The organism is Runella sp. R5_40 (assembly GCF_057652295.1).
The window spans coordinates 1-24,868 of record NZ_JBYFCH010000010.1 but is presented as its reverse complement, the minus strand read 5'-3'; the positions used below and the strand labels follow the sequence as shown (position 1 = coordinate 24,868).

General features: G+C 38.1%; 27 protein-coding genes. 19 read left to right on the top strand and 8 right to left on the bottom strand.

Annotation, left to right across the window (positions count from 1 at the left end; genetic code table 11):
* Positions 1-7 precede the first annotated feature (7 nt).
* From AC23N5_RS17800 to AC23N5_RS17725, 16 genes are all read left to right on the top strand, one after another.
* Positions 8-1,288 (top strand): hypothetical protein, encoded by a 1,281-nt coding sequence (locus AC23N5_RS17800; RefSeq protein WP_487756628.1) that lies wholly within the window; start codon positions 8-10, stop codon positions 1,286-1,288.
* A gap of 23 nt (positions 1,289-1,311) precedes the next feature.
* Complete coding sequence (locus tag AC23N5_RS17795) at positions 1,312-3,051, top strand: hypothetical protein (RefSeq protein ID WP_487756627.1); 1,740 nt, start codon at positions 1,312-1,314, stop codon at positions 3,049-3,051.
* Between the two features lie 4 nt (positions 3,052-3,055).
* Complete coding sequence (locus AC23N5_RS17790; RefSeq protein WP_487756626.1) at positions 3,056-3,676, top strand: hypothetical protein; 621 nt, start codon at positions 3,056-3,058, stop codon at positions 3,674-3,676.
* A gap of 154 nt (positions 3,677-3,830) precedes the next feature.
* Positions 3,831-4,199 (top strand): retropepsin-like aspartic protease family protein, encoded by a 369-nt coding sequence (locus AC23N5_RS17785; RefSeq protein WP_487756625.1) that lies wholly within the window; start codon positions 3,831-3,833, stop codon positions 4,197-4,199.
* 46 nt (positions 4,200-4,245) lie between these two features.
* Positions 4,246-4,842 (top strand): thermonuclease family protein, encoded by a 597-nt coding sequence (locus AC23N5_RS17780; RefSeq protein WP_487756624.1) that lies wholly within the window; start codon positions 4,246-4,248, stop codon positions 4,840-4,842.
* Positions 4,843-4,882: 40 nt separating this feature from the next.
* Positions 4,883-5,542, top strand: a complete 660-nt coding sequence (locus AC23N5_RS17775) for an FHA domain-containing protein (RefSeq protein WP_487756623.1) — start codon at positions 4,883-4,885, stop codon at positions 5,540-5,542.
* Positions 5,543-5,627: 85 nt separating this feature from the next.
* Positions 5,628-6,701 (top strand): hypothetical protein, encoded by a 1,074-nt coding sequence (locus AC23N5_RS17770; protein WP_487756622.1) that lies wholly within the window; start codon positions 5,628-5,630, stop codon positions 6,699-6,701.
* A 15-nt stretch (positions 6,702-6,716) separates the two neighbouring features.
* Positions 6,717-7,250, top strand: coding sequence for an FHA domain-containing protein (locus AC23N5_RS17765; protein WP_487756621.1), 534 nt, complete (start codon positions 6,717-6,719; stop codon positions 7,248-7,250).
* Between the two features lie 35 nt (positions 7,251-7,285).
* Positions 7,286-8,041 carry a PP2C family protein-serine/threonine phosphatase gene (locus AC23N5_RS17760; protein WP_487756620.1) on the top strand — a complete coding sequence of 252 codons (756 nt, stop codon included), beginning with the start codon at positions 7,286-7,288 and terminating at the stop codon, positions 8,039-8,041.
* Positions 8,042-8,089: 48 nt separating this feature from the next.
* On the top strand, positions 8,090-8,542 hold the full coding sequence (locus tag AC23N5_RS17755) for a hypothetical protein (RefSeq protein ID WP_487756619.1): 453 nt from the start codon (positions 8,090-8,092) through the stop codon (positions 8,540-8,542).
* 17 nt (positions 8,543-8,559) lie between these two features.
* Entirely contained in the window at positions 8,560-8,742 is a 183-nt protein-coding gene (locus tag AC23N5_RS17750) for a hypothetical protein (RefSeq protein ID WP_487756618.1), read from the top strand.
* A 68-nt stretch (positions 8,743-8,810) separates the two neighbouring features.
* Positions 8,811-10,301: a hypothetical protein gene (locus tag AC23N5_RS17745; protein WP_487756617.1), complete on the top strand. Its 1,491-nt coding sequence runs from the start codon at positions 8,811-8,813 to the stop codon at positions 10,299-10,301.
* A gap of 203 nt (positions 10,302-10,504) precedes the next feature.
* Positions 10,505-11,554, top strand: a complete 1,050-nt coding sequence (locus AC23N5_RS17740) for a WG repeat-containing protein (RefSeq protein WP_487756616.1) — start codon at positions 10,505-10,507, stop codon at positions 11,552-11,554.
* A gap of 25 nt (positions 11,555-11,579) precedes the next feature.
* A complete protein-coding gene (locus AC23N5_RS17735) occupies positions 11,580-12,890 on the top strand; it encodes a serine/threonine-protein kinase (protein WP_487756615.1) in 1,311 nt (436 codons plus the stop codon).
* A gap of 1,583 nt (positions 12,891-14,473) precedes the next feature.
* A complete protein-coding gene (locus AC23N5_RS17730; RefSeq protein WP_487756614.1) occupies positions 14,474-16,513 on the top strand; it encodes a serine/threonine-protein kinase in 2,040 nt (679 codons plus the stop codon).
* Between the two features lie 28 nt (positions 16,514-16,541).
* Entirely contained in the window at positions 16,542-18,287 is a 1,746-nt protein-coding gene (locus AC23N5_RS17725) for a protein kinase domain-containing protein (protein ID WP_487756613.1), read from the top strand.
* Positions 18,288-18,315: 28 nt separating this feature from the next.
* Here the strand turns inward: AC23N5_RS17725 and AC23N5_RS17720 are convergent, their stop codons facing one another.
* The 8 genes from AC23N5_RS17720 to AC23N5_RS17685 form a co-directional block, all read right to left on the bottom strand.
* Entirely contained in the window at positions 18,316-19,143 is an 828-nt protein-coding gene (locus AC23N5_RS17720; RefSeq protein WP_487756612.1) for a hypothetical protein, read from the bottom strand.
* Between the two features lie 809 nt (positions 19,144-19,952).
* Positions 19,953-20,600 carry a hypothetical protein gene (locus AC23N5_RS17715; RefSeq protein ID WP_487756611.1) on the bottom strand — a complete coding sequence of 216 codons (648 nt, stop codon included), beginning with the start codon at positions 20,598-20,600 and terminating at the stop codon, positions 19,953-19,955.
* Between the two features lie 32 nt (positions 20,601-20,632).
* Positions 20,633-20,815: a hypothetical protein gene (locus tag AC23N5_RS17710; RefSeq protein WP_487756610.1), complete on the bottom strand. Its 183-nt coding sequence runs from the start codon at positions 20,813-20,815 to the stop codon at positions 20,633-20,635.
* Positions 20,816-20,868: 53 nt separating this feature from the next.
* Positions 20,869-21,456 carry a hypothetical protein gene (locus AC23N5_RS17705; RefSeq protein ID WP_487756609.1) on the bottom strand — a complete coding sequence of 196 codons (588 nt, stop codon included), beginning with the start codon at positions 21,454-21,456 and terminating at the stop codon, positions 20,869-20,871.
* A 59-nt stretch (positions 21,457-21,515) separates the two neighbouring features.
* A complete protein-coding gene (locus AC23N5_RS17700; protein WP_487756608.1) occupies positions 21,516-21,749 on the bottom strand; it encodes a hypothetical protein in 234 nt (77 codons plus the stop codon).
* Positions 21,750-21,767: 18 nt separating this feature from the next.
* A complete protein-coding gene (locus AC23N5_RS17695; protein WP_487756607.1) occupies positions 21,768-22,328 on the bottom strand; it encodes a superinfection immunity protein in 561 nt (186 codons plus the stop codon).
* A 41-nt stretch (positions 22,329-22,369) separates the two neighbouring features.
* Complete coding sequence (locus tag AC23N5_RS17690; protein WP_487756606.1) at positions 22,370-22,795, bottom strand: hypothetical protein; 426 nt, start codon at positions 22,793-22,795, stop codon at positions 22,370-22,372.
* Positions 22,796-22,811: 16 nt separating this feature from the next.
* Entirely contained in the window at positions 22,812-23,363 is a 552-nt protein-coding gene (locus tag AC23N5_RS17685) for an RNA polymerase sigma factor (protein ID WP_487756605.1), read from the bottom strand.
* 228 nt (positions 23,364-23,591) lie between these two features.
* Between AC23N5_RS17685 and AC23N5_RS17680 the strand changes: the two genes are divergently transcribed.
* The 3 genes from AC23N5_RS17680 (at position 23,592) to AC23N5_RS17670 (ending at position 24,674) form a co-directional block, all read left to right on the top strand.
* Positions 23,592-23,816 carry a hypothetical protein gene (locus AC23N5_RS17680; RefSeq protein WP_487756739.1) on the top strand — a complete coding sequence of 75 codons (225 nt, stop codon included), beginning with the start codon at positions 23,592-23,594 and terminating at the stop codon, positions 23,814-23,816.
* Positions 23,817-23,839: 23 nt separating this feature from the next.
* Positions 23,840-24,151 (top strand): transposase, encoded by a 312-nt coding sequence (locus AC23N5_RS17675; protein ID WP_487756604.1) that lies wholly within the window; start codon positions 23,840-23,842, stop codon positions 24,149-24,151.
* 157 nt (positions 24,152-24,308) lie between these two features.
* Entirely contained in the window at positions 24,309-24,674 is a 366-nt protein-coding gene (locus AC23N5_RS17670; protein ID WP_487756603.1) for a DDE-type integrase/transposase/recombinase, read from the top strand.
* Positions 24,675-24,868: the final 194 nt, after the last annotated feature.

Below are 24,868 nucleotides of genomic sequence, written 5' to 3'. Positions count from 1 at the left end.
ATGTACTATGAAAAAGTTTAAGTATTTGCTTTTTTTAGCTTTTTGGATTTTTGCTTACATTGTTGTTGGGCAGTGCCCAAATAATTCAATACCTGTTGAAGGCACTAAATTTAAGAAGATTTATGGCGACTACTATCTTCTTTTTGATGCATATAAACTTGAGAGTACGGTCGTTATGAGTACTACGGTCAACCCTTTCTTCAAATCTTATGTGAGCCAAATCGAAAATTCTATCATTTGTTTGGATAAGAAAAAGCTGAGGAAATGTATCGATGACTTTAAAGTAGTATTAACTCAGGCAGATGGACTTCGTGATGGAACTACTAGCGATGGAAGAGACAGATTAGAGGTATTAAAAGCAGTGATATCTGAACTACAAGAATTAGATACATCTGTTTTACAAAAGAAAGTTGAAAAGTCTTCCTTTGATCTTGCCGATCAACCAAAAACAGAATCTTCTCGAACAAGCACAAATGTAATAAGAAATCCTGATGATAACGAAAGTGACAATTGGGCTTGGTTTGTCGCAGTGTTTTTTGGATTAATTACACTAGGGTTGGGTTTCTGGCTATGGAAACTTTTGGATATGCAGAAACAAATAAATTTGACGCTTAGCCATCTTTCTGATAAATTAGTCGGATTACTCGGCAATAGTGATAGCGCATACCAACCCAATAGTAATGAGAATCAGCTGGAACGGATAGAATCATTAATCCGTACTTTGGTAAATAGAAATTCCATATTTAGCAGGGATAAGCAAGAAATAGAGCGGCTCATGCAAAATATAGAGCGGTATAAAAAAAATGAAAAAGCCCTTTTAGATCAAAAAGAGGCCATTAGCTCAGAATTTGAAAATTATAAAATCACTGTTGCTAAGTCTATGGGCAATAAAACGAGTTTGGCACCTGATAAGTTAGGTACCTTCCTTCAAAATTTCGAGCAAACTCCCCTACCACCAACTAAACTGTTTTACCTGTCATATGCCTCTCCCTCGTCTGACGGCATGGGAGAGTTTTATGATAAACGCCAACCTCAACCGAATTCTGCTAACTCTTATTACAGATTTGAAATGGAGCCAGATGAAATTAATGCTAAGTTTTGGTTTCATGACACAGCAGGTACAGTAGAAGGAGCAACTCGCAATCCCGATACCTATTTAAGCCCTGCCTGTGAATATTCAGCTATGGACCGCAAAGCAAAGCATATCCTTACTAAGAAAGAAGGAATAGCCAAGCGAACAGGGGATGTATGGAAAGTGTATAGAAAGGCCGTGATTGAATTCAGTTAAACTTACTACTACCACCAATGATTATGCGTTCAACTTTCCTCAACCTATTTAGAAAATCATTACTAATTACGTTTGTTCTCCTCACCTTTCAGGCTTTGGGCCAAGAGGTCGAAAATGTACAGCAAAATCCGACGACGACCTCATGGCTACCGTATTTCGAATACGCCATCATTGGCCTTATTCTATATTTTCAAATACGGTTTTGGCGAGAGACCCGCGCTAAAATAACTATGTTTAAAGAGACGTTCCCTGATCGCTCTCAGTTTAAGTTGCTGGAAATTAAAGTACTTCTCAGTGATTTACGCTCTGTTGCCCCAATGGAGTTATTGGAAAATCTTAAAAATTACGTAAGCAGAGCCTCCATAGAGCAATCAGATATTGCATTGCATTTTTCGCAACTTACTTCCAAGTTACATGACGAAATGCCCGAGGATAATAAAAGTTATGAAAAGGCATCCAGTGAAGCAATGGCAGAGATTAACAAGCTCTATGGCCCCAACTGGAAAAAGGGCTTAGAGAAAGCAACCATTACGTTGTTGGCAATTGGAGGAGAAAAAAACGAGATTTTGAGTAAGATTACCCGTTCAATCAACACGTATTTATTGCGAAATAAAGGCGCAGTGTCTGATTTTAATCTTTTACGAGATATTGTACAGCGTAATTTGGATACAGTTGAAGAGGAGATTACGACGACCATTCCGGTACCTGTCTATTTGGGATTGATGGGGACAATGATGGGTATCATTGTGGGTTTATTTGGCCTACCCGACGTAGGTTCGAGTGCTTTCTTAGAAGGCGGTGGAATCAACGGGTTGATTGGTGGAGTCAAAATTGCGATGATAGCCAGCTTTACAGGTTTATTGTTTACGGTGAGTAATTCAGGATTTGCTTTTAAGGGAGCCAAAAATCAAGTAGAAGGACTTAAAAATGATTTTTTCACCTTTTTACAAACCGAACTTTTACCCGTATTGACTGAAAATGTAAATTCTGGCATCATTGGTCTTAATCGAAATATTGAACGCTTTGGTACTTCCTTCAATGAAAATGTTCAAACTTTAGATGCTCTTGTTCGTAAGAACTACGAATCATTGATGGCACAACAAAAGGGGATTGAAACACTACAGCGAATGGATATTTCAAAAGTAGCCAATCTAAACGTCAAGGTTCTTGGGGAATTAACCAGAAGTGTGGGCGCACTAGAAGGTTTAGCGAATCACCTCCGAATGCTGGATCAGTTTGTATCGAACTCCAGAGATTTGGTAGAACGCACACAAAACGTAATTGGCTTATCAGAACAATTTGCAGAAGTACTTAATGAAACTAAACAGTTACAAATTTATCTTAATAGCCATTTCAGTCAATTAGAAGAGCGCGGACAAATCATTAATAATACAGTAGTAAGACTAGATGAGATAATTGACAAAAGCTTAGATGGATTAGAGCAGCACATTCATGAGCGTCTTAAAGCGGTTAAAGACATCAAGATTACCGCCGAGGATTTATTACAAAAGGAATTTTCTGAAAATAAAAATGTACTTGGTAAGCTACAATACTTAGAGCCTTTAAAAATTGAATTTAGCAAGTACTCAAAGGACGATTCCGCAAATCAGAAAGAAATTTTAAATTCGCTCAATGTATTACAGCAAAGAATGACCGCTAATAATCAATTACTTGGCAAGGTTTTATCTCAACTCCAAAAAACATCTTTGGCATCACAGATTAAAAATATATTTACGAGAGCAAAGAAAGATAAAGCTGAATAAAGTAATGAAACAAAAAGAATCAAACTTTTTCTGGACGAGTTATGCTGATTTAATGACAAGTTTGTTTTTCGTCATGCTGGCTTTATATGTTTTAACAGTAGCGGTATTGAGGTATCAACAAAAAGCTACTGAAGAGCAACTAAGAAAAATTAAAGAAATACAAAACTCCACTGAAAGACTACCAAAAGAATATTTTAAATATCAACCCGAATATAAACGATTTACTTTAAAGGAGCAGATAAATTTTCCAAGTAAAAGTGCTGACATCCCTAAGTCAGACTATAACTACCTCATAAAAGTTGGTAGAAGCATACAAGAGTTGATAGAAACCCTTAAAGCTAAATACAAAGGTGACAACATCAAGTATTTGATAGTTATTGAAGGAATGGCTTCAAATATTGCTTACGCCGAAAACTATCAGTTAAGCTATGATCGTGCTCTATCGCTTTTTCGTTTTTGGCAAGATCAAAATATCCAATTAGATCCTGCAATTTGTGAAGTAATGATAGCGGGGAGTGGTACAGGTGGTGTTGGTCGATTCAGTGGTATAGACGAAGTAAAAAATCAACGTTTTCTAATACAAATTATCCCTAAAATTGGTAAAATTGAAGATCTAAATCAATAGTATTTTAATGAGACTACTTATTACCCTTTGTATTATTAGCATTGGCTCTTATCTTCAATGTTGCACGGGTTGCTCTAACGTTGACGGAAGGCGAGCTTCCGAATCCGAACGTATACGACAAGAAAGTGAGTGGAGTGGAACAGCAGAAGTTAGAATGATAAAAGAATCCGGTGTATATAAAATCCCCGTTGATATAAATGGATCGAAAATGAATTTTATTTTTGATACTGGGGCCAGTGTTATTTCTATTTCAGAAACAGAGGCCCGGTTTCTCTATAAGCAGGGTACTTTGACCGAGGCGGATTTTGTAGGGGAAGCCAATTTTACTGATGCCAACGGTGACATTAGTTCTGGAATGATTGTAAAACTTCGAACTGTCAAAATAGGCGACAGGACCTTGCATAACGTGCAGGCTTCCATTGTTCCTAATTCTAATGCGCCTTTACTTCTCGGGCAAACGGCATTAGGCCAATTTGGAAAAATATCCATTGATTATCAACGAGGTACGATTACGTTTGAATAGTAGCAACGACATTCTTTCTGAAAAGTCATCGAAATCGGTAATTACCATGAATTGGGCATTAAAAACGTTTGGCGGGATACTATTGGCTACAACCTTAATTGTCAACCAAACTTCCTGCGCTGGTTGCAGTCGAACTGATAGCGAAGGTAGCCAACATAATCGCTCACGTTCAACGAATAATCAGATAAGGGCTGATGTAAAGACCCAAAAGGAGGTTGAAATCTTAACGGTTCTGCCCCAACCCATCGAAGCGGAGGTGGTGGGTATTCAGGACGGTGACACCATAGAGTTGAAGGTCGTGTACGAGGGTGCTGACGCCAAAGAAAGGAGCGGTAAAAATATTAGAATTCGATTATTGCACGTTAATTGCCCCGAAAAGGGTAAGCCTTTTTACAAGAACGCTAAACAGTTTACCTCTGAGGCCTGCTTTCGGCAAGTGGTCAGTATTGTACATGAAGGTGAATTTGACCGTTATGGACGATTATTGGGTGAGGTGATTTTATCAAATGGCGATATTTTGAATAGAGAATTGGTGAAGAATGGGCTCGCTGTACATTTTAAAAAGTATTCCGCTGACCAAGAATATGCTTATTTGGAAGTAGCTGCTCAAAAACAACAAGTAGGCATTTGGAGTAAAGAATAAATTGATCTATTTTTTAAATCTAAAAACCTAAACTAACCAAATGCGTATAACTATTGGCAAAGCAAAAGATAACGATTACCAATTGGAAAAAACTAAAGTGAATGATCACCATGCTGTTTTGACTGTATTTAAAGATGACCTGATGCAAATTGAGGATCTTGATACTGATCACGGAACTTATGTGAATGGCCTTGAAATCAAGAGAAAAGTAATTAAGCCTACTGATCAGTTAAAGATAGCAATTTATGATGTAAGTATAGAAGAAATTTTGCGATGCAAGAATGTTTTGGATTTTACTTCTGAATTTGAAAAAATTCAAACATATATTAAAGATATAGAAAGTGAGATTCGGCATCTTCAACCAAAAATTGATGATTTTAAAAAAAATGCTGAAAGGGCTAAAATATACTTCTTATTGCTTATCCTTTTAATGGGCTTTATAAGTTCCAGTGTTTCAAAAGCTAAGATACCAGAATTAATTTTGCTTGCAGGTGTAGGCATAAGTGGATTAATTTATTTACCACAAATACTTCAATATTTTTTTTCTCCAGAAAGAAAAAAGGATGCTTTTCAAAAAAAGATCAAATCTTTACGAAAATGCCCTAATACGGAATGTAATCATCTTTTCATCCCCACTAAATGGGAGGATGCAGTTAAAGCGAAAGGTTGCCCGCATTGTAATGCAATATGGATTAAATAAAAAATATGGGTAAAATTGTTTACCTTTCTTCGATTCTGTTGTATTAAGCTTTGAAATAGGTTTATAACTTAATAATCAAACAACAATGGCAACACTAAAAGGCCCGGAAATTAAGACTGTGGTTGATGGATCAGAAATAGATACTGAAATTGATAAAATATCAAAGGAAGCAAAAAAAGCAAATGAAGACTCCAAAAGTAATGGATCCGACACGAAGTTATCAAAAGATAAAATATCCATTATTTCGGCAGGAGCAGCAATTTTGGGGGCGGGTAGTTTTTTTAGTTACTGGCACTTCCAAAACAGCAAGGAAGATAATAGTTTACCTTCGTTGCCTAAAGAATCCATCCCACAGTTAAAAAGCCCTACTACGTTTCCTGATTCCATTACTTCAAATACTACAGAAATTCTTCATGAAGTAAAGTCAACTAAGGCAGAAGATGACAAGAAAGTAGATGAAATAATCAGTCCAAATGAGGATATTGATATAGCCACACGTGTTAAAGATTCTATGAATTTCAAAGAAGCTTTTACTGAAGCTCGTGAAGAAGTAGGTATTGGAGGAATTTTTACATGGAGAGGCAATCACTATAATACATTTTTTCAAGAAGAGTGGTCAACGATGTCAGTGGCAGACAGGGAGCTCTACTTGAAATCAGCGGGTTATAAACCCTTTATAGAGGCAATTGAAGCCGATGCTTATGAAATGGAAACGGGAGATACTCAATATCCTAATGCAGAAGAAGAAATCAAAGATAAAGTACTTGAGAAAGACGTTGAAACCGAAAGCGATGCCATCAAGAAAATTACTTTCAAAATAGAAGGTGGACTTGATGCGATGGCGATTGATAAAGATCTGGACGGGAATCCTGATGTGATTTTGGTACTCAAGAAAGATGGGACGATTTATGGTATGATGGACGGAGAAGGAGACCAATCGTTGGAGACTTACTGTGTGTTTGATCCAAATACAGAATCATTTATAGAATCTGGGATACTTGATAAACCGTTTATAGTCACAATGGCCGAAATTGAGAACGAAAGCAAAATTCCCGAACATATATCGAACGAGGAGGAAAATCGTGACGAGAACAACTACGAACAGGGAGAGGATGAAGATTTTCAAAACGATGCCAATGTTTCTGATTTTCAAATCTAAAGAAAAAAATAATTTATGCCTGTCATTAAATGCACTAAATGCAAAGCGCCACTAATGTTCCAACGAAAAGTTGAGAATCACAAAAAAGTATGTCATATATGCGGAACTATCAATCATATGAAATCGGAAGAACCTAATTTAGATCCCGGCTGGTTGGTTTTTAAAACAGAGTCCGTTGAAGAATTGAATTTCTTAAAATTCAAGCTTAAAATGGGCGTTAATGTCATTGGTAGAAGTAAAACCTGTGATGTACAAATTGAATTGCCAGATGGTATAACAGCTGATAAAATAAGTCGTAGGCATTGTACCTTAAAGATTTATGAGAAAAAAGGAGTGCTAAAGCATCTTTTGCAGGATGGAGCCATTGATTTGGAATGCCCAAACAAGGAAAAGATAAAGTACAGCACCAACCAAACTCATCTTAATGGAATTCTGTTAGAACCAAGTGATTTGGTCTTTGCACAAAATGATTATGTCATCAAAATGGGTAATCGGAGTTTTGTTTTGAAAATTCCTCAACCTTCGACGGTAAAAATTGAGGATAAGTAAGCGGGGATATATAAAAACAGTAACTGAGAACGATTATGAGCTTAATAACTATTTTTACCCCTTTGGGGTTTAGCAAAATAGGGCAGCGTGCCAATAACGAAGACAGCATTTTCCCAAAAGAAGGAGAGGCAAATCCTTATCAGCGCTGGTTTGTAGTGTGCGATGGGGTGGGTGGTCATCAAAAAGGAGAAGAAGCAAGTGGTAGAATCAGTAGAGCACTTGGGGCTTATTTTAAGTCTAATTTGATTGAAACAGCTGATGCAACCTACATTGATCAGGCCGTTAATTTTGCTCAAAAATCATTAGATGACTACCTCGCCATTCAGCCTTTTGCTGATGGTATGGGAACCACCATGGTACTTATCTATTTTAATCAAAATAATACTGCAACAATTGCACATATTGGAGATAGTAGAGGGTATCACATCCGACAAGGACAGATATGTTGGCAATCAAAAGACCATTCGTTTGTTAACGATTTGATTGATGCAGGAGTGATTAATGCCGAACAGGCACGAGTTCACCCCAAACGTAATATCATTACCCGTGCTTTGCAAGGTAGTAATGTGCTGGTCAAAGCAGATGTTCAGATTATTGAAGACATAGAGGTGGGTGATTATTTCTTTTTATGTACCGACGGCGTATTAGAACAGGTAACTGACGAATGGCTGGGTCAACTCCTGAAAAAAACCATTTCAAATGACGAAAAATTAGCGATGCTTTTAGAACACTGCCAAGACAAAACCCGAGACAATTATTCGGGTTATTTGATTCAAATTGCTGCTATTTAATCAATTATCTTCATACACTACTAACATTCCTTTTTTATGAAAAAAATCATGACAGGCCTCATCACGGGGGTGGCCTTCCTGCTACTGCATTGCGGTACGGACAAGCAAAAACAAACCGAACAGGCTATTGATTACACTGGTACTGCTCCGTCGAGCATCACTAATAGCGATGATGAGAAAGAGGATAAGAAAGACTGCTCAAGTGCATATCGTTATGCTGACGATGCCTATACTTATGCAAATCGAGCCTACTCAGCGAGCTCACTGAGTGATCTTCAATCTTACGCTCGGCAAGCCAAAAATTCTTTTGATGACGCCAAAAATGCAGCCCGAAATTGTAAATGTGATGATGCACGTCGCCATGCCGATGACGGCTATTCATACGCTAATTGGGCTTATAGTGCTTCTGACGTAAGCAGTGGGCAGTCGTACGCTCGACAGGCTAAAAATGCGGCGGATGATGCAAAACGAGAAGCGCGTACTTGTGAAAATGGATATTAACCCTAACTACTACTGCCATGCACTTCATTGTTGGCCTGTTCTTTCTGCTTTTGTTGATTAAGCTTGTGCTCGAAAGCCCACAAATCTTGTTAGTTCTCATTGGAATTGTGGTGCTTATTCTTCGTTTCTTATTTATAGTTGCCGCTGCTATTGCTGTTATGGGTATTGTTATTTTTGGACTATCCCGGCTATTCGCTTAGACGTACAGCTTCCCTCTTATTGTTCGAGTTGTTATTTCATTTCTTCACTTCTAAAAATTCATCTTATCATGCAACGAATTACAACGTGCATCCGTCGCGGATGCCTGACGGCTATGACCTTGGCCTTATGGATGATTTCTTTGCAAAGTTTTGCGCAAAACTTTGAAGTAAGTGTTTACTTTTCAGACAAAAACAATGTCTTGTTAAGTAACAATGCAGGGCATACGTTGAAAGTCTATACCGATTTTCAAGGGGTAAGCAACAACAGTTTTTATATGGGTATCAACGAAAGAAAATACATCAGCGGACATTTTTCAGCTAAGCGGGTAAAGCGCTCACAACTCCGCTACGAGTATGATCAGTACTGCTTAGAAAATGATATTCGTTTGGTAAATTCAAACGAACGACAACTCCGTGCCAATAAAATCAGTGGTTTCAACATCATAACCACGCTGGCGTCGTTGTTTAGCGAGAACGAAATCATGGACAAAATCATTAAAATAATTTCGGCAGAGATAGGAACTATCACTTCAATTGAATTGGCGGCATTGGAAGAAGAAGTTCGGCAACGTACAAAAGGAGCTGGAATTTTGGAACGTAAAATGATTCGTATTTCGATATTTTCTTCTTATTTTCAAGAAAAAGTAAACAATATGGAATTCCCAAGTTTTGAACGCCAAAGAGAAGAGATGAGGGCTTTTTATAACCGTAATCGCAGTAACCAATCCTCGGCGAATCTTTGGCGTCTTGCTACCAATACAGGCATTTTTCTACCTAAAACTCCGTATTTGATAGCCGAAGGCTACTTTGTAGGTATAGGAGCAAAACCTGACAACCCATATACTGACCAAGACCAAACTCCCCATAATCAACGTTATAATCAACTTTTAGGGCGAGGACTTTCTGATGAATACGGTACTAACTGGGGTGTGGGGCTTTCGATGGGTATTACTCCTTCTCATTTTGTAGGGAAGCGGAGTACGGCACGTCTGTACGTAGTGGGTCGTTACGAGGACAATGGTTTTCGTATTATTTCGGATGGACTGATGGATATTCAACGCCGTACGGATCCGACTGCCTTTGTTTCAATGTATCGTTTTAATGGGAATACGGTTGTAAAACAACAAACAGGCAGCTTAGGACTGCGGTATATGGTGTTGAGCGCCAATGCCAAATGGCGGTATTCTTTGGAAGGGGGGCTAATCAAAACGTTAGGATACCAATATCAATTAAAACCTAAGGATGGCACCGATATTGTGCAGCTACCTACCAACCAAAAAGTATCTACCATTAATATTGAAGGGGTCGAATTACTCAAAAAGCCGAGTGATAACGGCTCCTATGCAGGGTTTAGCCTCGGGTATAATTTGACCCGAAACCGTAAACGAGTATGGGGAATTGACATTGCCAGTCGTTGGAATTTCAGCCCTTTGACTTGGAGCGATAGCCACCGACTGGCGGGGTACACCAAAATCAACGGTAAGGAGACATTTACACCCATGCAGCCCACTCCTGGCCGATTTGTAACCTTCACAATTGGCACTACCATTGGATTCTAAAACAACACTACTTGATATGTCTCGTCAGCTTTTTCATTTGTTTGACCTACTGCCCGCTTGGGTGGGCAGTAGGTTTTCTTTCCCGATTTTTTGCTCAGTGTTTTGCTTGGCCACATACGCCCAAAAACCAGCAAGCCTTGGCCTTGCTCAATATGAGTATCGCTTTTAAATCAATTGAGTAATAAAGTTGAAAAAACAAATAAATGAAGAACTCAGCACTACTCTATCATTTGGTCTTATTAAGCTGCTGTTTGGGTCTTTGGGCTTGTGAAAAACCTAAGCAAGATACTACAGACACGGACCCCGCTTTTTATGAGCAGGTACGCTTGGCCGACAGTTGCTTTATTACTAAAGATTACGCCAGTGCGGAATTGAACTACAGAATTGCTTCCAAACTTATTGCTTCTGTTTCCCATGGGGCGGTTTGGTGTCAGTCAAGACTAGATTCTTGTTATCAACAAGCTTCAAAGGAATGGCAAGAAAATTTTTCAGAAATAAGCTATTCGGAGGGTTTGTATAAAGTAAAGGGTAAAAGTGGCAAATATGGTTTTGTCAACTTAAATGGAATAATTACGATACCAGTTGAGTATGATTACGTAGAAACCTTTGGACTGGGTCTTGCTTGTGTAGAGAGAAAGAAAAAATCCGGATTCATAGATAGGGAAGGGAATTTTGTTATTCCAATGATTTATGATAGTATGAGCGAGGAATATTTGACAAATTCTCAATACTCAACAAATGAATATCCGTTTATTTTCGCATCTACTCTTCATGGGGATTGGGTAAAGGTAAAAAAGAATGGAAAATGGGGTTTTCTTGATAAGAAAGGAAATATTATGCTTGATTTTAATTATGATGAAATCAGGTTGATTGAAAACGGTTTGATTGAAGTATCTAAAAATGATAAAATTGGTATTATTGATAAAAATGGCAATGTTATAGTACCAATCATTTATGATTATATAAGTTACTTCTATGAAGGATTAGCAAAAGTTGAAATGAATAACCGTAATGGCTTTATCAATAGGAAAGGCAAAATAGTTATTCCTCTGATTTATGATGAAATAAATGATTTTTCGGAGGGTATGGTTGCCGTGAAAAAAGATGCAAAATGGGGTATGATTGATACAGTCGGCAAAGAGGTAATACCATTTATTTATGACCGAATCTATGGTTCATTTAACCAAGGGGTTATCAGAGTGAGTAAAAATAAAAGTGAGTTTTATATCAATAAGTTCGGAAATACACCTTAGAAATAGCTATTAAAACTAAACCCTTATGCAAACCTACGAAGAATTCCTATTACGGTATCGTTACGATCCAAAGAAAAAAACGGCTCCTGCCAATGACAGCGATTTTGGCCTTTTGGGTCAGGGGGGCTTTGGTATGGTGTATAAAGGATGGGACAACCTGAAAACCCGCTGGGTTGCTATCAAGATTGCTCCTGTTGATGATAATCATCCCGAACTATCACTCCAACACGAAGTAGAATTGGCAAGGCAACTACCAATCCACTCCAATATTGCCCGCTATGAGGAGTGTCATAGATTTACCTTGGCCAACGGGGACTATGATTTTGCCATCATGGAGTACTACCGAGCGGGGAGTTTGGCACAGCTGATGACCGTAGCAAACCTTTCACAAAGTGATGCTAAAGAAATTTTGGTGGGGATACTAAAAGGTTTACGACACTTACATGGACAAGGGCTGATACATCGAGATCTCAAACCGCAAAACATCCTTATTGCCGAGGCACCCCATGAGACCTCGGGGAAAGTAAATTATATACCTTTAATTACCGACTTTGGGCTAAGTAGGACTTTAAAAGAAGGCGATTTTTTTTCTTCCTCGGTTTTTGTCAATTCGGTGGCAGGAGGTTCGTTGTATTACATGGCTCCTGAGCAGGTGCAAGGAGGTACACGCATGAAATACAACGTGGATTTATGGGCCTTCGGAGTTATCGCGTACGAAATACTAACGGGTGAACGGCCTTTCAAGGTAGATTCAACATCACCCGGGTCTGAATCAGCACGGGCAGCAATAGTCAAAAAAATTATAGATGGGGTAATACCCCCACTTATTGACCAAGTACAAGAACCCTTTCAAAGTGCTATTCGTCAATGTTTGGTAGCAGACATTGATAAACGAATTCAAAGTGCGGACTTATTGCTAAAAATACTGAGCGTACCAGTAGGGTCAGAGGAACCTACAATCGTCAAGCCATTACCTAGGCCATCATTTCCTTCATCAGGGAATAATGATTTTATTATTACCCACATACCTATACCCATAAATAAACAAATCATTAAACTCAAACAAGACTTAATGGTTCTCGAACCCAAGCTTGAGAGTGTGAATAAAAAACTCATAAGAAAAAGCTGGTTTAGAAGTCTCGGTTTTATCTCACTGCCTGGTAGTTTATTGTTATTAATGGGGGAATTTATGATAGGTTTGTTAGTACCTCTTATCGGGATTTGGCTACTAATAGACGGTTACTGGAACTACTCCAAATATAAGAAAGAAAAGGTTTCATTAACTGAAGATATTCAAAATATCAAATTACAACTCTTAGACTTAGAGCATAGTTAGTCTCACTCCTAAAAACTCACAGCCATGATATTTAATTATTTTTTAGTGCTGCTCTTCGGAGTAGTGATTAGTCATTTTTTTGCCTTACTTATCGGATTGTTAGGTTTGGAGCTCCAAGACAAAGCCAAAAAATATACGAACGAACTGAAACGATTAACATGGATCTACAAACACATTTTTACTTATTTTATTTATTTTTTCAATATATTCATCTGCATTCTCTTTACCGTTTTCTGCCTTTTTTGTTACCGTAGTTTTCAACTTAATATCATTCCTAATGACTGGACTTACTCACTATTTTTAATAGCTCTCCTGCTTTGTATGGTAGTTGTACCCATGACTTCGTCCCTATTATTGCCGAAGTTTGGAAAATCCGATGATGTTAGAGGAGAGGATAGTATTTACATTTATAAGCGAGGCTTTTGGGGAGCAATTTTTTGTCTTATACTGGCTTATATTTTGAATATCAACGATGATTTTTTAAACATAAATTTGTTTCTTTGGATAAAGAATTTGATTCCAGTAATGGTCGAATTTGCAAAAGAATTTTGGTTGAATGTTTAAGACAGATGAATCAATCATATTAAAACAGCAGATATTCAAAACCTGTCACAGAAGAATTAGATTTGATAGAATATGGCGAAGAATTTGGGTATATTGAATATAGGGGCAATGAAAAAATAGCATCTGAGTATGAGAGGCTACTTCATTTGAAAATGGCTTTGTCAAAGTACAAAAAGGAAAAAATGGGTGTGTGTAGCTATTTTTGAAAAAGTGGTCAAGGATTTCTAGTCACCTTCGTCTTCTTTGCGTTGAGTTTTGGGGATGCAACTCAAATACAAGGAAAAGCAAGCCTAACTACATTCGCAGTAGTATTAGACAAAGATGATTACGCCAAAATTGGTGATAAGAATAGAGATTTGCATTATGCCGAAAATATCCAAAGGCTTTTGTTCAATTTTTAAAAAGTAGTATGGGGGACGCAGTGCCTCCACAAAACATTATTTTATTACTGAATCGGTAAGCAACGCGAACCAATATTTTAAATGCGTTAAAATTGCTTACCAAAACCACTGAAAATGAAGAAATTATTTGCATTTTTTTCGAAATCCGGTGAAACAGGCAGTTTTATTCCCGCTGACTATGCCATTACAAAAAAATAGCTCAATCACGAGAGCATTAAAGCCGCTTTTCGTCAATTCAAAGCACGTATGAAATGGTGTTTAGCCGATGCCTGCTTGTCGGGAAGTATGCAAAAGGAGTAGTTAGAGGTCAATAAACCCAAGGCAGCAAATACGCAGCAAGCACGCCCTACCAATGTATTGGTTTTTATGTCGTCGCGAAAGAGACAGTTATCTCAAGAAAGTTGCTTTTTACAACAAGGAATGTTTACTTACTTTTTGCTGGGTGGTTTGAAAGAGGCAGCAGATGTTGACAGTAACCGTTTGGTAACGGTGCCAGAATTGTATCGTTACGTAAAAAACAAGGTTACTTCCTTTTCACGTCACCGACAATCACCTTTATTGTACGGGAAATATGACAAAGAAATGATTATGTCAAGGATATAAAATAAGGCAAATAAGATGAAGTCACAAGAACCTAAGGAGTACTTAACTCTTCTCGAATTTCAAAAGGACTATGTTTGGGATAGTAACAATATTGAACAACTACTCGGCGAGGGTGGTTTTGGTCAGGTATGGAAGGCTTTTTCCAAACCATTGCAAAAAGAAGTGGCTATTAAAATTGCAAGGGTAAATCCCGACCCAAAGCAACCTTCGCTCGAAAATGAACTCAAAGTTACTGAAAACATCCCTGAACACGACAACTTGGCTCATTATGATAAATGCCACAGATTCAATATCAGCGGATTAGGGTTGTATGACTATGCCATTATGGAATATTTCCCCGAAGGAGATTTAGCAAAATTGATAAATGGTATTCCCGATAAGCGTCCTGCTGTGAAATTTACAAACGAAGATCTCAATTATTTGATTGAAGGACTCCTCAATGGTATTGATTACCTGCATCGGTACAATATCATTCACCGCGATCTAAAACCACAAAATATATTAATTGAAATCAAAAGGGGCAAATATGTGCCTAAAATTGCTGATTTTGGGCTAAGCAGGGTATTGAAAGAGGGGGATTTCTTTACTTCTGAAGTATTCCAAAACTCAAAAATGGGGGGTTCTCTCTATTACATGGCACCTGAGCAATTGAGAAATGCCAAAATGAGAATCAACGTAGATTTATGGACATTTGGGGTGATACTTTATCAGTTGCTAACCCGTGAAGTTCCGTTTCGCTCAGATGGCGCCGATAGCGATTCGGAGACAGCACGCATAGAGGTAAATCGTAAAATCAATGAGGGAATACTACCCAAAGCCTTGGAAGGGGTGCCTGAACCATACCAAACCATGATTCGATGGTGCTTGGTGACAGACATTAATAAGCGAGTACTCCATGCCGAAGACTTACGAGTAATACTCAGGCGACTACCTGCCAAGATAGAGGAAATAAACAAATTAATCATTTCTAAGGACTACCCTAAGGCGCTGGCGTTGGCAGAGGCTTACCATAAAGAGCTGCCTCATTGTAAAAAATTTGATACCTTGGTGGCTCAATGTCGTCAGATTATAAAATCAGAAAGGCAAGAAAAACCAACGGGAGAGATTTTGATAACACCATCTAATGAACCAACTGTCACGCCTTCTAACCCTACCCCATCTCCTCACCACAACAAACCTACTGGTCAAACGACAGGCAATTCAAATCTTAAATGGGTTTGGAAAACTCTGGGAATAGTTGTTCTTTTTGGCGTATTGAAATGGGCAATTCCCTCCCAAAATGACCCCTCTAACCCATCGTACACAGACTCTACCGCCGTAGATACTACAGCTTGGGTAAATCCTGTTTCCCCTAACGCTACACCTGAAGTTGATACGAGTAGTTTGAGAAAGGAGTTGCCAGCAGAAACTGCTACTGAAAATGAATCATCATCTGAAAGTAGTACAACAGGAGATTATTTCACCTTAGGATCAACGACGGATGATGTATTGGATGTTCAGAGACAGCCTGATGAGATTCATGATTATTCAGGGCTAAATGAAGCAACATGGGATTATGGAAATAGTACAGTTCATTTTAAAAATGACCGAGTCGTTGCTTTTAAAAACTCTAATGATAATCTAAAAATTGTGATGACCCCCAAAATAACTACAAATAAATCCTATTTCTATATTGGCGCTTCAACCGACTTAGTTTTAGAAGTTCAGGGACAGCCTGATGAGATTCATGATTATTCAGGGCTGAATGAAGCAACATGGGATTATGGGAATAGTACAGTTCATTTTAAAAATGACCGAGTTGTTGCTTTTAAAAACTCTAATGATAATCTAAAAATTGAGATGACCCCCAAAATAACTACAAATAAATCCTATTTCTATATTGGCGCTTCAACTGACTTAGTTTTAGAAGTTCAGGGACAGCCTGATGAGATTCATGATTATTCAGGGCTGAATGAAGCAACATGGGATTACGGAAATAGTACAGTTCATTTTAAAAATGACCGAGTCGTTTCTTTCAAGAACAACAATGGTATTCTGAAAATAAAAATGAAATAGACATTTTTTAAGCTTCATTTTTTAGTATATGCCAAACGAACCTCATTACAAGACATTAAAGGAATTCACGGATGATTATGTTTGGGATGATAGAGACCCCAACGCCAAACTTGGCGAAGGGGGCTTTGGGAAGGTGTGGAAGGCTTATCACGAAACTCAAAATGAGTACGTCGCCATCAAAGTCAGCGAATTTGCACCTCACAGGCCATCGTTGATGGATGAGGTACAAACGGCAAAAACTTTGCCTAAGCATCCCAATATTGTCTATTATGACTCCTGCCATCGCTTCAATATCAAAGGCTCTGGTGCTTGGGACTTTGCCGTAATGAAATACTACGAAGACGGCAACCTGTTTCAACTCCTAAAAAAAACACAATTACCTACTGATGATAGTAAACACCTGATACTTTCCTCAGAGTATCGAGATAAACTTATTGTGGGTTTGTTGGCGGGGATTGATCATTTACACAAGCATAACATTGTACACCGAGACCTAAAACCCGGCAATGTATTGATTGCCAAGCACCCCAAAGGTTGGTTTGTGCCCAAGATTACTGATTTTGGACTGAGTAAAGTCGTTTCGGATGACCAGTTTATCAAATCAACCATTTTCAATAATACAATCCTTGGCGGCTCGCCTGCCCACCAAGCCCCTGAGCAACTGGAAGAATCTGAAATGCGCTTCAATGTGGACTTATGGGCATTTGGAGTAATATTGTACGAGATTATGACGGGGGGCGAAAACCCTTTCAATTATAGTACAACCGGTAAATCAGGGTATCCATCTAAGAGTGTGTTGAACAAGCGAATCACCAACGTAATCTTGCCCGGGCGTTTGGCCACTATCGAAGAACCCTACCAAACAATGATACGCCGTTGTTTGGTAAAAAATATTCACAAAAGAGTAAAATCAGCCGCTGAATTGTTTGATATTAAAGACGAGATTCCATCCCAAATGGCAGAGTTGAAGGAAGCCATAGAAGATAAACGTTACCACCATGCCCTTGATTTGGCAGAGAAATTATTGAAGTTACGCCCCCAAAACGAACAAGTATTGGAATGGAAGCAGCAGTGTGAGGATGCGATTAGTGAAGAAGAACGAACAGTCGCTATTAATAAAGTCATGACATTGTTGAAGGTCATTGCTAAAAGCAAGGAGACCTCGAAAATAGCGAAAGTAAAGACAATTAATGTAGCAAAAGCCGAGTTGCCAACAATAGTGGCAACAAGTAAAGAACACCCGAAAAAAGGTGATAAGTCATCAAAAAGTTCGGAGTTAGAGGGTTTAACATTATCAGTCTGGGTTGAGTTGTTAAAAACTCATCAGGGACGGAGAAAGGCATTTCAGCTGCGCACGCTAATTAACGTTGTTCTTATCTCACTAAGTTATCTATTTTTTGGCGGGCTTATGGTTGGGGTTTTTATTGGCGTATCAAAATGTAGTGATGTTGCAAAAACTTCTTTGAATAATAGTGTTAAGGAGATTATTTGGGGTAGAGATTCTCTTCAATCAGTTTACCCTAATGGGAGCACCCTTGAATCTCGAACTCCATTATGCCATGAAGCACTTTTAAATGCACAACAAAACTTGACGAATGGAGTTAATCCCAATACCGTAATGAATGCAATGAGAGAAGTTATAAAGTCCTGTGGAGCAACATATAAAGACAGTACTTCACAGATATTTATGGATAGAGCGGAGAGCTTTAGGGGATTGAGTACAACACAATTTGAGCGTTTTAAAAGTTATGCTGATAGTTTACGAACCCATTAAGACAATGTAGTTAAAATAGAATGGTCAATTATTGAGTCAATTTTATATCTTTGATACTGAAAAGTACTTTGCCTTCTTCGGCATCTACACTTATAATTGAAAAGCTGTCTCCTTTTAATAAACGATGATCTTTAACCTCAATTTTTATTGCCCTTTTCTCAAAAGGGGGAACTATTACGTTGTTCCCCAAGTCTTTTCGGTTCAAAATGTTTAATTTTTCAATTTTTTCTTTTTTTGTAAACAACTGTAATTTTATTATTTTTAAACTTCGGTCATCATCATAAAATATGAACTTGTAAGGAATTGAGTTGAAGTTTTTAATTTGAAAAAGAAACATATCGCTATTTAATCCACCCTTAATTGAACGGAGTGAAATCTTTACATTAGGAGGGCAAATATCACATTCACTATTTAACTCAACAATATCCTTATAATGAATTCCATTTACGTAATAGCTATACGTACCGAACAACACAGCAATAAAAATAAATAGTCGAAATGTTACTTTAACAATCACTTTTAGTGTTTCAAAATTAACATAAAAGTTGAATTTTCCTTGTTTTTTTTCTAAAGTTACCATAAGCCAAGCCCACCAAATGACACATGGATAGATATAATACCAAAATCCTACAAAGGGGTTCCAAAAAATAAAATCTCCCCAAGATTTTGGCTTCAGTAGTATTAAATATACATGTAAATAACTTATAGTTATTGCACCAATTGAAAGGCACAAAGACGCATTTTTGAAATCATTTTTTAAAAAGAAAAAAAAAGATAGTAGTAATGAAGTAGAAAAGGCTATTATCGGAATGGCTACAAGAATAAGTGTAGTTTTATCTGAATATCCTAACATCATTAGGTTAAAGAACTAATACGACTTTTCTACTAAATCCACCCAAGAACTATCATCAATAAGAATAGGGATAAAAAAACCTATGATAGATAATAAAACAGGAATAAAGTTTTTACTTTTTCTCATGTTCAAATTAGGTCAAAAGTGATTTTAAGGTTTGGTTTTATCAGTTTTATGGTTATTTTTTTACCTAAGAAACTTAAAGGAATCCATTAATTATCCCCACTCCACTATTTTTTGATGTATTTTAAAAATGAGTTCAGTTATCCAAGCAAAGACGGGCTTATTCAGCATTTCATAATTATCTTTCCAATTATACATCACCCACGTGCATACAGCAATTGCGAGCGTCATATTAACCAGCATCATCAACCCGTTTAGGTTATCCTCTTCTCCAAAATCAGGGCAAGTTGAATAAGTGACCCATACACACCGCTCATGATACAGGCTGAAAATAGAAGACAAATAGCGGGTATTAGATATTTTAAGTTGCTGAAGTCGCCATTAGCGGTAAAGTAGTTGAAGCAATGAAGGCAAAAAACAGAGCAAAAGGTGCAAAAAGCGATAAGGATAACAAAAGATACAGGCCATAGTATCCCTCTTATTAAACGCTTTGGGATTTTTGGGGATTGGTCAGAGGGATTTGCCACGGGCTCGTCAAGAAGCATACTGATTATAAAAGGGATAAAGCCGAACGTCATTGCTGAAAGGCACACCACAAAAAATCCGAGAAAGAATATGAAGAAAATGTAAGTCCAGAACATCGTATTGTTGTTTGTGGTCAAAATAAATAGACTCTCTATGGTGCCATTTTAGCTCCTTCCATTAAAAATGGAAAATAGAAACAAAGCCAAAACAAAACCTACCCAGTAAGGCCAGCCGAGATTATTTTCTGCATACAAGCCACATTCATAACCTAAAATTTTCAAAATGAATGTAAGATAAATGAATAATCCGTGCTTTAAGCCTGACCCAAACCCGTAACTCTCCATTCGGGGGGCATTATTTTTGGGTGGTATCAAATAGGGCAGCCAACTTTTTATTTTATCTTTTGCCGAAATCCAAAAACCGGACTGAAGCGATGTTTTTTGAAAAACACCCTTAATTCCTAATTCATTGAATGTAAAATAGACATTGTTAGGATAGCGGGGCACGAGTGTTCCAACGCTTTTGATGATTCGAATCTCTCGATTGATTGAATCCAATTGCTGTTTGTAAAAGGTAACCCTAAATGCTTCGCCAATCGGTCTAATATCGTAAGCGATTGTATCGAAACCTCCCGTTTTTTTGGGGTTACTAAATATGACTGTTCCATTTTCGTCGAAGATTAGAGGGGACATTTTTTTGCCCTCAACATTTTGCCACTTTCCCCAAAGCCGTTCGTAGTCATGATTATATCTGCCACAAGAAGCTAACATAAAGGGAGTAAGTACGATGATGAAAATTTTGAATAAACGCATTGCATGGGCAGTTTAGAGGGTTGAGATTCATTTCAGTAACCGTATTGTACTTTTCTTTCCAGTGAATTGACATCACTTTCAAGGCTGCTGAGTTTATAATTGAGACTACCCACTCGGTCTTCGAGTTCGCTGATTTTACAGCCTTGGACAATGACGATTAAGGTAAAGAAGGTGACAGTAATGCCAAATTTTCTTTTGCGGAGGAATTCTTTCATGGTTTTAGCGTTTCGGTTTAGCTTTTTTCAACTTTGATTAAAAGTGTGTATATTTAGTCTCTTTGGATATATTGACGGTAAACGAAACTTACCTTTATGGGTTCTTTTTCCTGGCTTTGGATATAGAGTGAATCACAGTACGCAGACTGATCTAAGTGTACTCCTTCACTCCCTCCCAAATTAAATTTCTTTCCGTTGCATGGATTCCAAAGCGTAAATTTTTTGTCGGTTTTTTCGAGTACAAAAGAGCAGTTATTAATGGGATTGACCTTTTGCCAGCCATTGGTTGGGGCTGTGTTTTCGTAAACTATTCGCTGAAGCATTACTCTTTGAAATGACCATACTGAATATGTTTTCTCATACATTACTCGAATAACGCAATTAAGCGTTTTGTTGGTTTGTTCATCCAAAAGCACGACTGAGGCATCACATTCCGCTCTGTTATCGGCAATGATTGTTTTCAGTATTTTAAAATCCTGAAATTCCGATAGGTAGTCAAAATTCCATACAGGGATGCTATTGCCAATTAAGTCACTTTTGATTTTTTCAACCGGAATTTCCTGCTCTTTATCTTCTTCTTTTCCTCCGCAACCCATCAGAGCAATGGCAAGTATCCCCAGAAAAGCAAGTTTGTTTTTCATTGATTGTAATTGTTAGGTGATAAGGTGTTTTTAAAGAAGGGCATTATGAAAACATAGCATTATGAAAACATAGTAAGCAAAAGGGTATAGAGTTGTTCTTGTCCCAACAGCCAAAATACTGTCCAAGAAACTGCAGTTGGCATGAGTAGCTCAAGGTACTTTTCATTGGACAATAAAGCGATAGTTGAAAGACCTCCATTGTGAATGCCCTGCAAAGTAGAAATGGAGGCAATAATTGCGATGAAAAGAGCGAGTGCTCTTAGGATTAGTAATAGAACGATGAGCCCAGTCATAAGTGTAAGGGGTTAGAGTTATCGGCGGTGACGTGTTGAAAGTAATGCTAAAACTGCGGCCGTGGCAGGATTGATGACGCTGAAAGAAAAAACCAAACAGGCCACCCACCCAAGTCCAGTGCCGCCCAAAAAGATATTGCCCAATAAAATGGCCCATTTGTATTCGTGGGCACGCCACCAAGCAATCACCGTAGGGCTCATAAAAGCCACGAGTGCCGCCGCAATAATCAACCCATCCACAAACCAACTACCTGTAAGCGATTCAGATTGAGGTGCGTATATTTGGGCAATTATGGAGCCGATAACTGCAACTATAGCATACCCCGTTAGGAACTTGACTGCAAAGTGTTGGCTTACGGCTCGCTTCTCTTCCAAATATTGTTCTTGAATCGAGGCAATAAGCTTTTGTATGCTGTCAAATAAGTGTTTTCGGTGTCCAAATGAAGTGATGCCCAGTTTTTCAAAATCATTCTCAGTCAATACCAGCAACTGCTGCATTTCAATATCGTTCTCTCTGAAAAGAATGATATATTGGCTTAATCCATTTGCAGCAAGGAATTGGTCAATTTGGGATGGCATAATTCGTTATTTGCTAAGTACTTTATCGAATGTTGTTGTATCTAATAGTCGCCAAATTCATCATCAGCTTCCTCTACAGGTGGGTTAGTAGGTGCTTCCATACCTGAAGAATCATCGCTATTCTCTACAAGAGGTTCGGAAGGCGAGTTGCCTATAGAAAATAAATCTCCAACTAACGTTTCTATTTTAGCGTCAATTTCATCAAGGGTAAAGAAAAGAGCGTCTATTTCGGCATCTACTTCGTCGAACTCTTCATTATCAAACGCATTTTTTTCTTCCAAGTCGTGGTGAATCAATGCCAGCCGGTCTTTAATGGAAATCACTTCTAAACCATTGAGTAGCTCGGTGAATTCTTTCAGTTCGGGATTTGCCTCAATGAGGGATGCCATTTCGGTAAGTTCGTTGAAAGGCAGTTCGCCCTTCACATAAGCTTCCAATCTATCTTGTAATTCGGGTGTTAATTCCATGGTGTTTATTGTTGTTTTACTTTAGTAAATCCTTTAAATCTTTAAAAGCACGATGTCTTTGAGTCTTGATAGACTTGGCCGTCGAATCTAATTGTTGGGCAATTTCTTCGTCTTTAAAACCCTCCATGAACAGCTGGATGATGATTTGTTCTTTTTCAGTAAGCTTAGCGATTGCTTTTCTAATTTTTTTGGTAAGCCCTGGCTCTTTATTAACCAGATTTTGCATTGGGTCGGGGTCAGAAGAGGCTATAAGAATATTTTCATCAACACTATCAAACTTGAATTTCTTATTCTTCAATTCGTTTAGCCATCTATTTTTAAGGCTACGAATTACAAAAGCCCAAAATGGTACATCTTCCCTAAATCCGTTTCGTCGAATATAAAGAACAAAATAGGCCAGCCATTCCTGAAAAATATCTTCAGCCTCTTCATAAGTTCCTCCGTTTTTGTGAAGCCACTTGCGAAATACAGGAAAAAGTCTTTCGTACAGGTATTGATACACTACGTTTGACTCTTGTTCCAATCTTCTAACGATTTCATAATCGTCCATGTAATTTGATTTTGCCATAGTTATCTGCAGATTTATTTAGGGCAATTTATAAATACCATTTTGGTATTCAAGGGGTAATACAACTGTTATTTAAAAAGGTAAACAAATTAATAAATTTAATTTTCAATTTAATCAAAAGTTCGTAGCTGTTTAGGTACGCTATTTACATAGGTGAAATTATGGAAGAGTTGGTCAAAAAAATATTAGACTTGAAGGCGTTGATTAACCGCTTACTTACTACTTCGTATCGAGAGGTTAGAGGCGGAAAATGCGGATTTGCATCGTCAACTTAGTCAAAACTCCTCAAACTCACACAAACCACCTTCAAGCGAAGGTATTCTAATCGAACCACCGCCGCAGAAGCCGCTGATCAAAGATACACTTCCAAAATCGGCAGGCAAAAAGCAACGCGGCCAGCATGATCTTACAGGCAAAACTATAGTTACCCCTATTTTTGATACTGGCAGTTAAGTTGAAAAAACTTAAATTGCTATATGAAAAACATCAAGCGAAAGTTCACTTCCGATTTCAAGCTCAAGGTAATTTTAGATACCTTGAAAGAGCAGCAGGCTTTGTCTGAATTACGCCAAAAGTACGAACTCCACCCCAACCAAATTTCTGTTTGGAAGTCGGACTTTTTGTCAAAGGCCAAACAGGTCATGGAAACCAAAAGCCAAAATTGGTTGGTTCGGAACAAAATCAGAATGACCTCTTTGCCGAGATTGGCAAGCTTCAAATGGAGTTGGATTACCTCAAAAAAAAGCTGTTATTATTCCAAAAAAAGAAAGGTATGTCATGGTCAGTAATGCAGAGGTTTTGAGTATCCGCAGCCAATGTGAGCTGCTCTACCTGCCCCGTACCAACTGGTATTATAAGCTTAAATCTGAAAGCCCTGTGAACCTGTACGTCATGCGTCTGATGGACGAGCATTAGCTGAAAACGCCTTTTTATGGGTTTGCTCGGATGTTGGATTATGTCCAAAATGCTTGTCCAGCCTGGATATTAAACCCAAAGCGGATCTACCGTTTGTATAAATTGATGGGTCTAAAGTCCATAATACTGGTTCCTCACACCTCAAAGCTTAATCCCAAGACGACTTACAAGTTTCCCTATTTGTTGAAAATCCTTGAAATAAATCGGGCAAACCAAGTTTGGGCTTCGGATATAACCTACCTGCCCATGAGCAGAGAATATATATTCCTCTATGCCATTATTTATCTTCACAGCAGGTTCATCCTTAACTGGGGGCTTTCCAATAACATGACCGCCGACTGGTGCACAACACTCACCAGAGAAGCCATACACAAATGGGGTAAACCTTATATTTAATTCAGATCAGGGTAGCCAGTTTACCTCCGAGACTTTTGTCGGACTGCTCCAAGCATCTGGAATCAAAATCAGTATATACGGCAAAGGAAGGGCTATCGATAATATTTTTCGGGGCCACCCTTTAGGTTTGTACTATGGTAAAATTTCAAGATTGAGTATTTTTAACAAACAGTACCAGAGTGGGCTTCCCTATG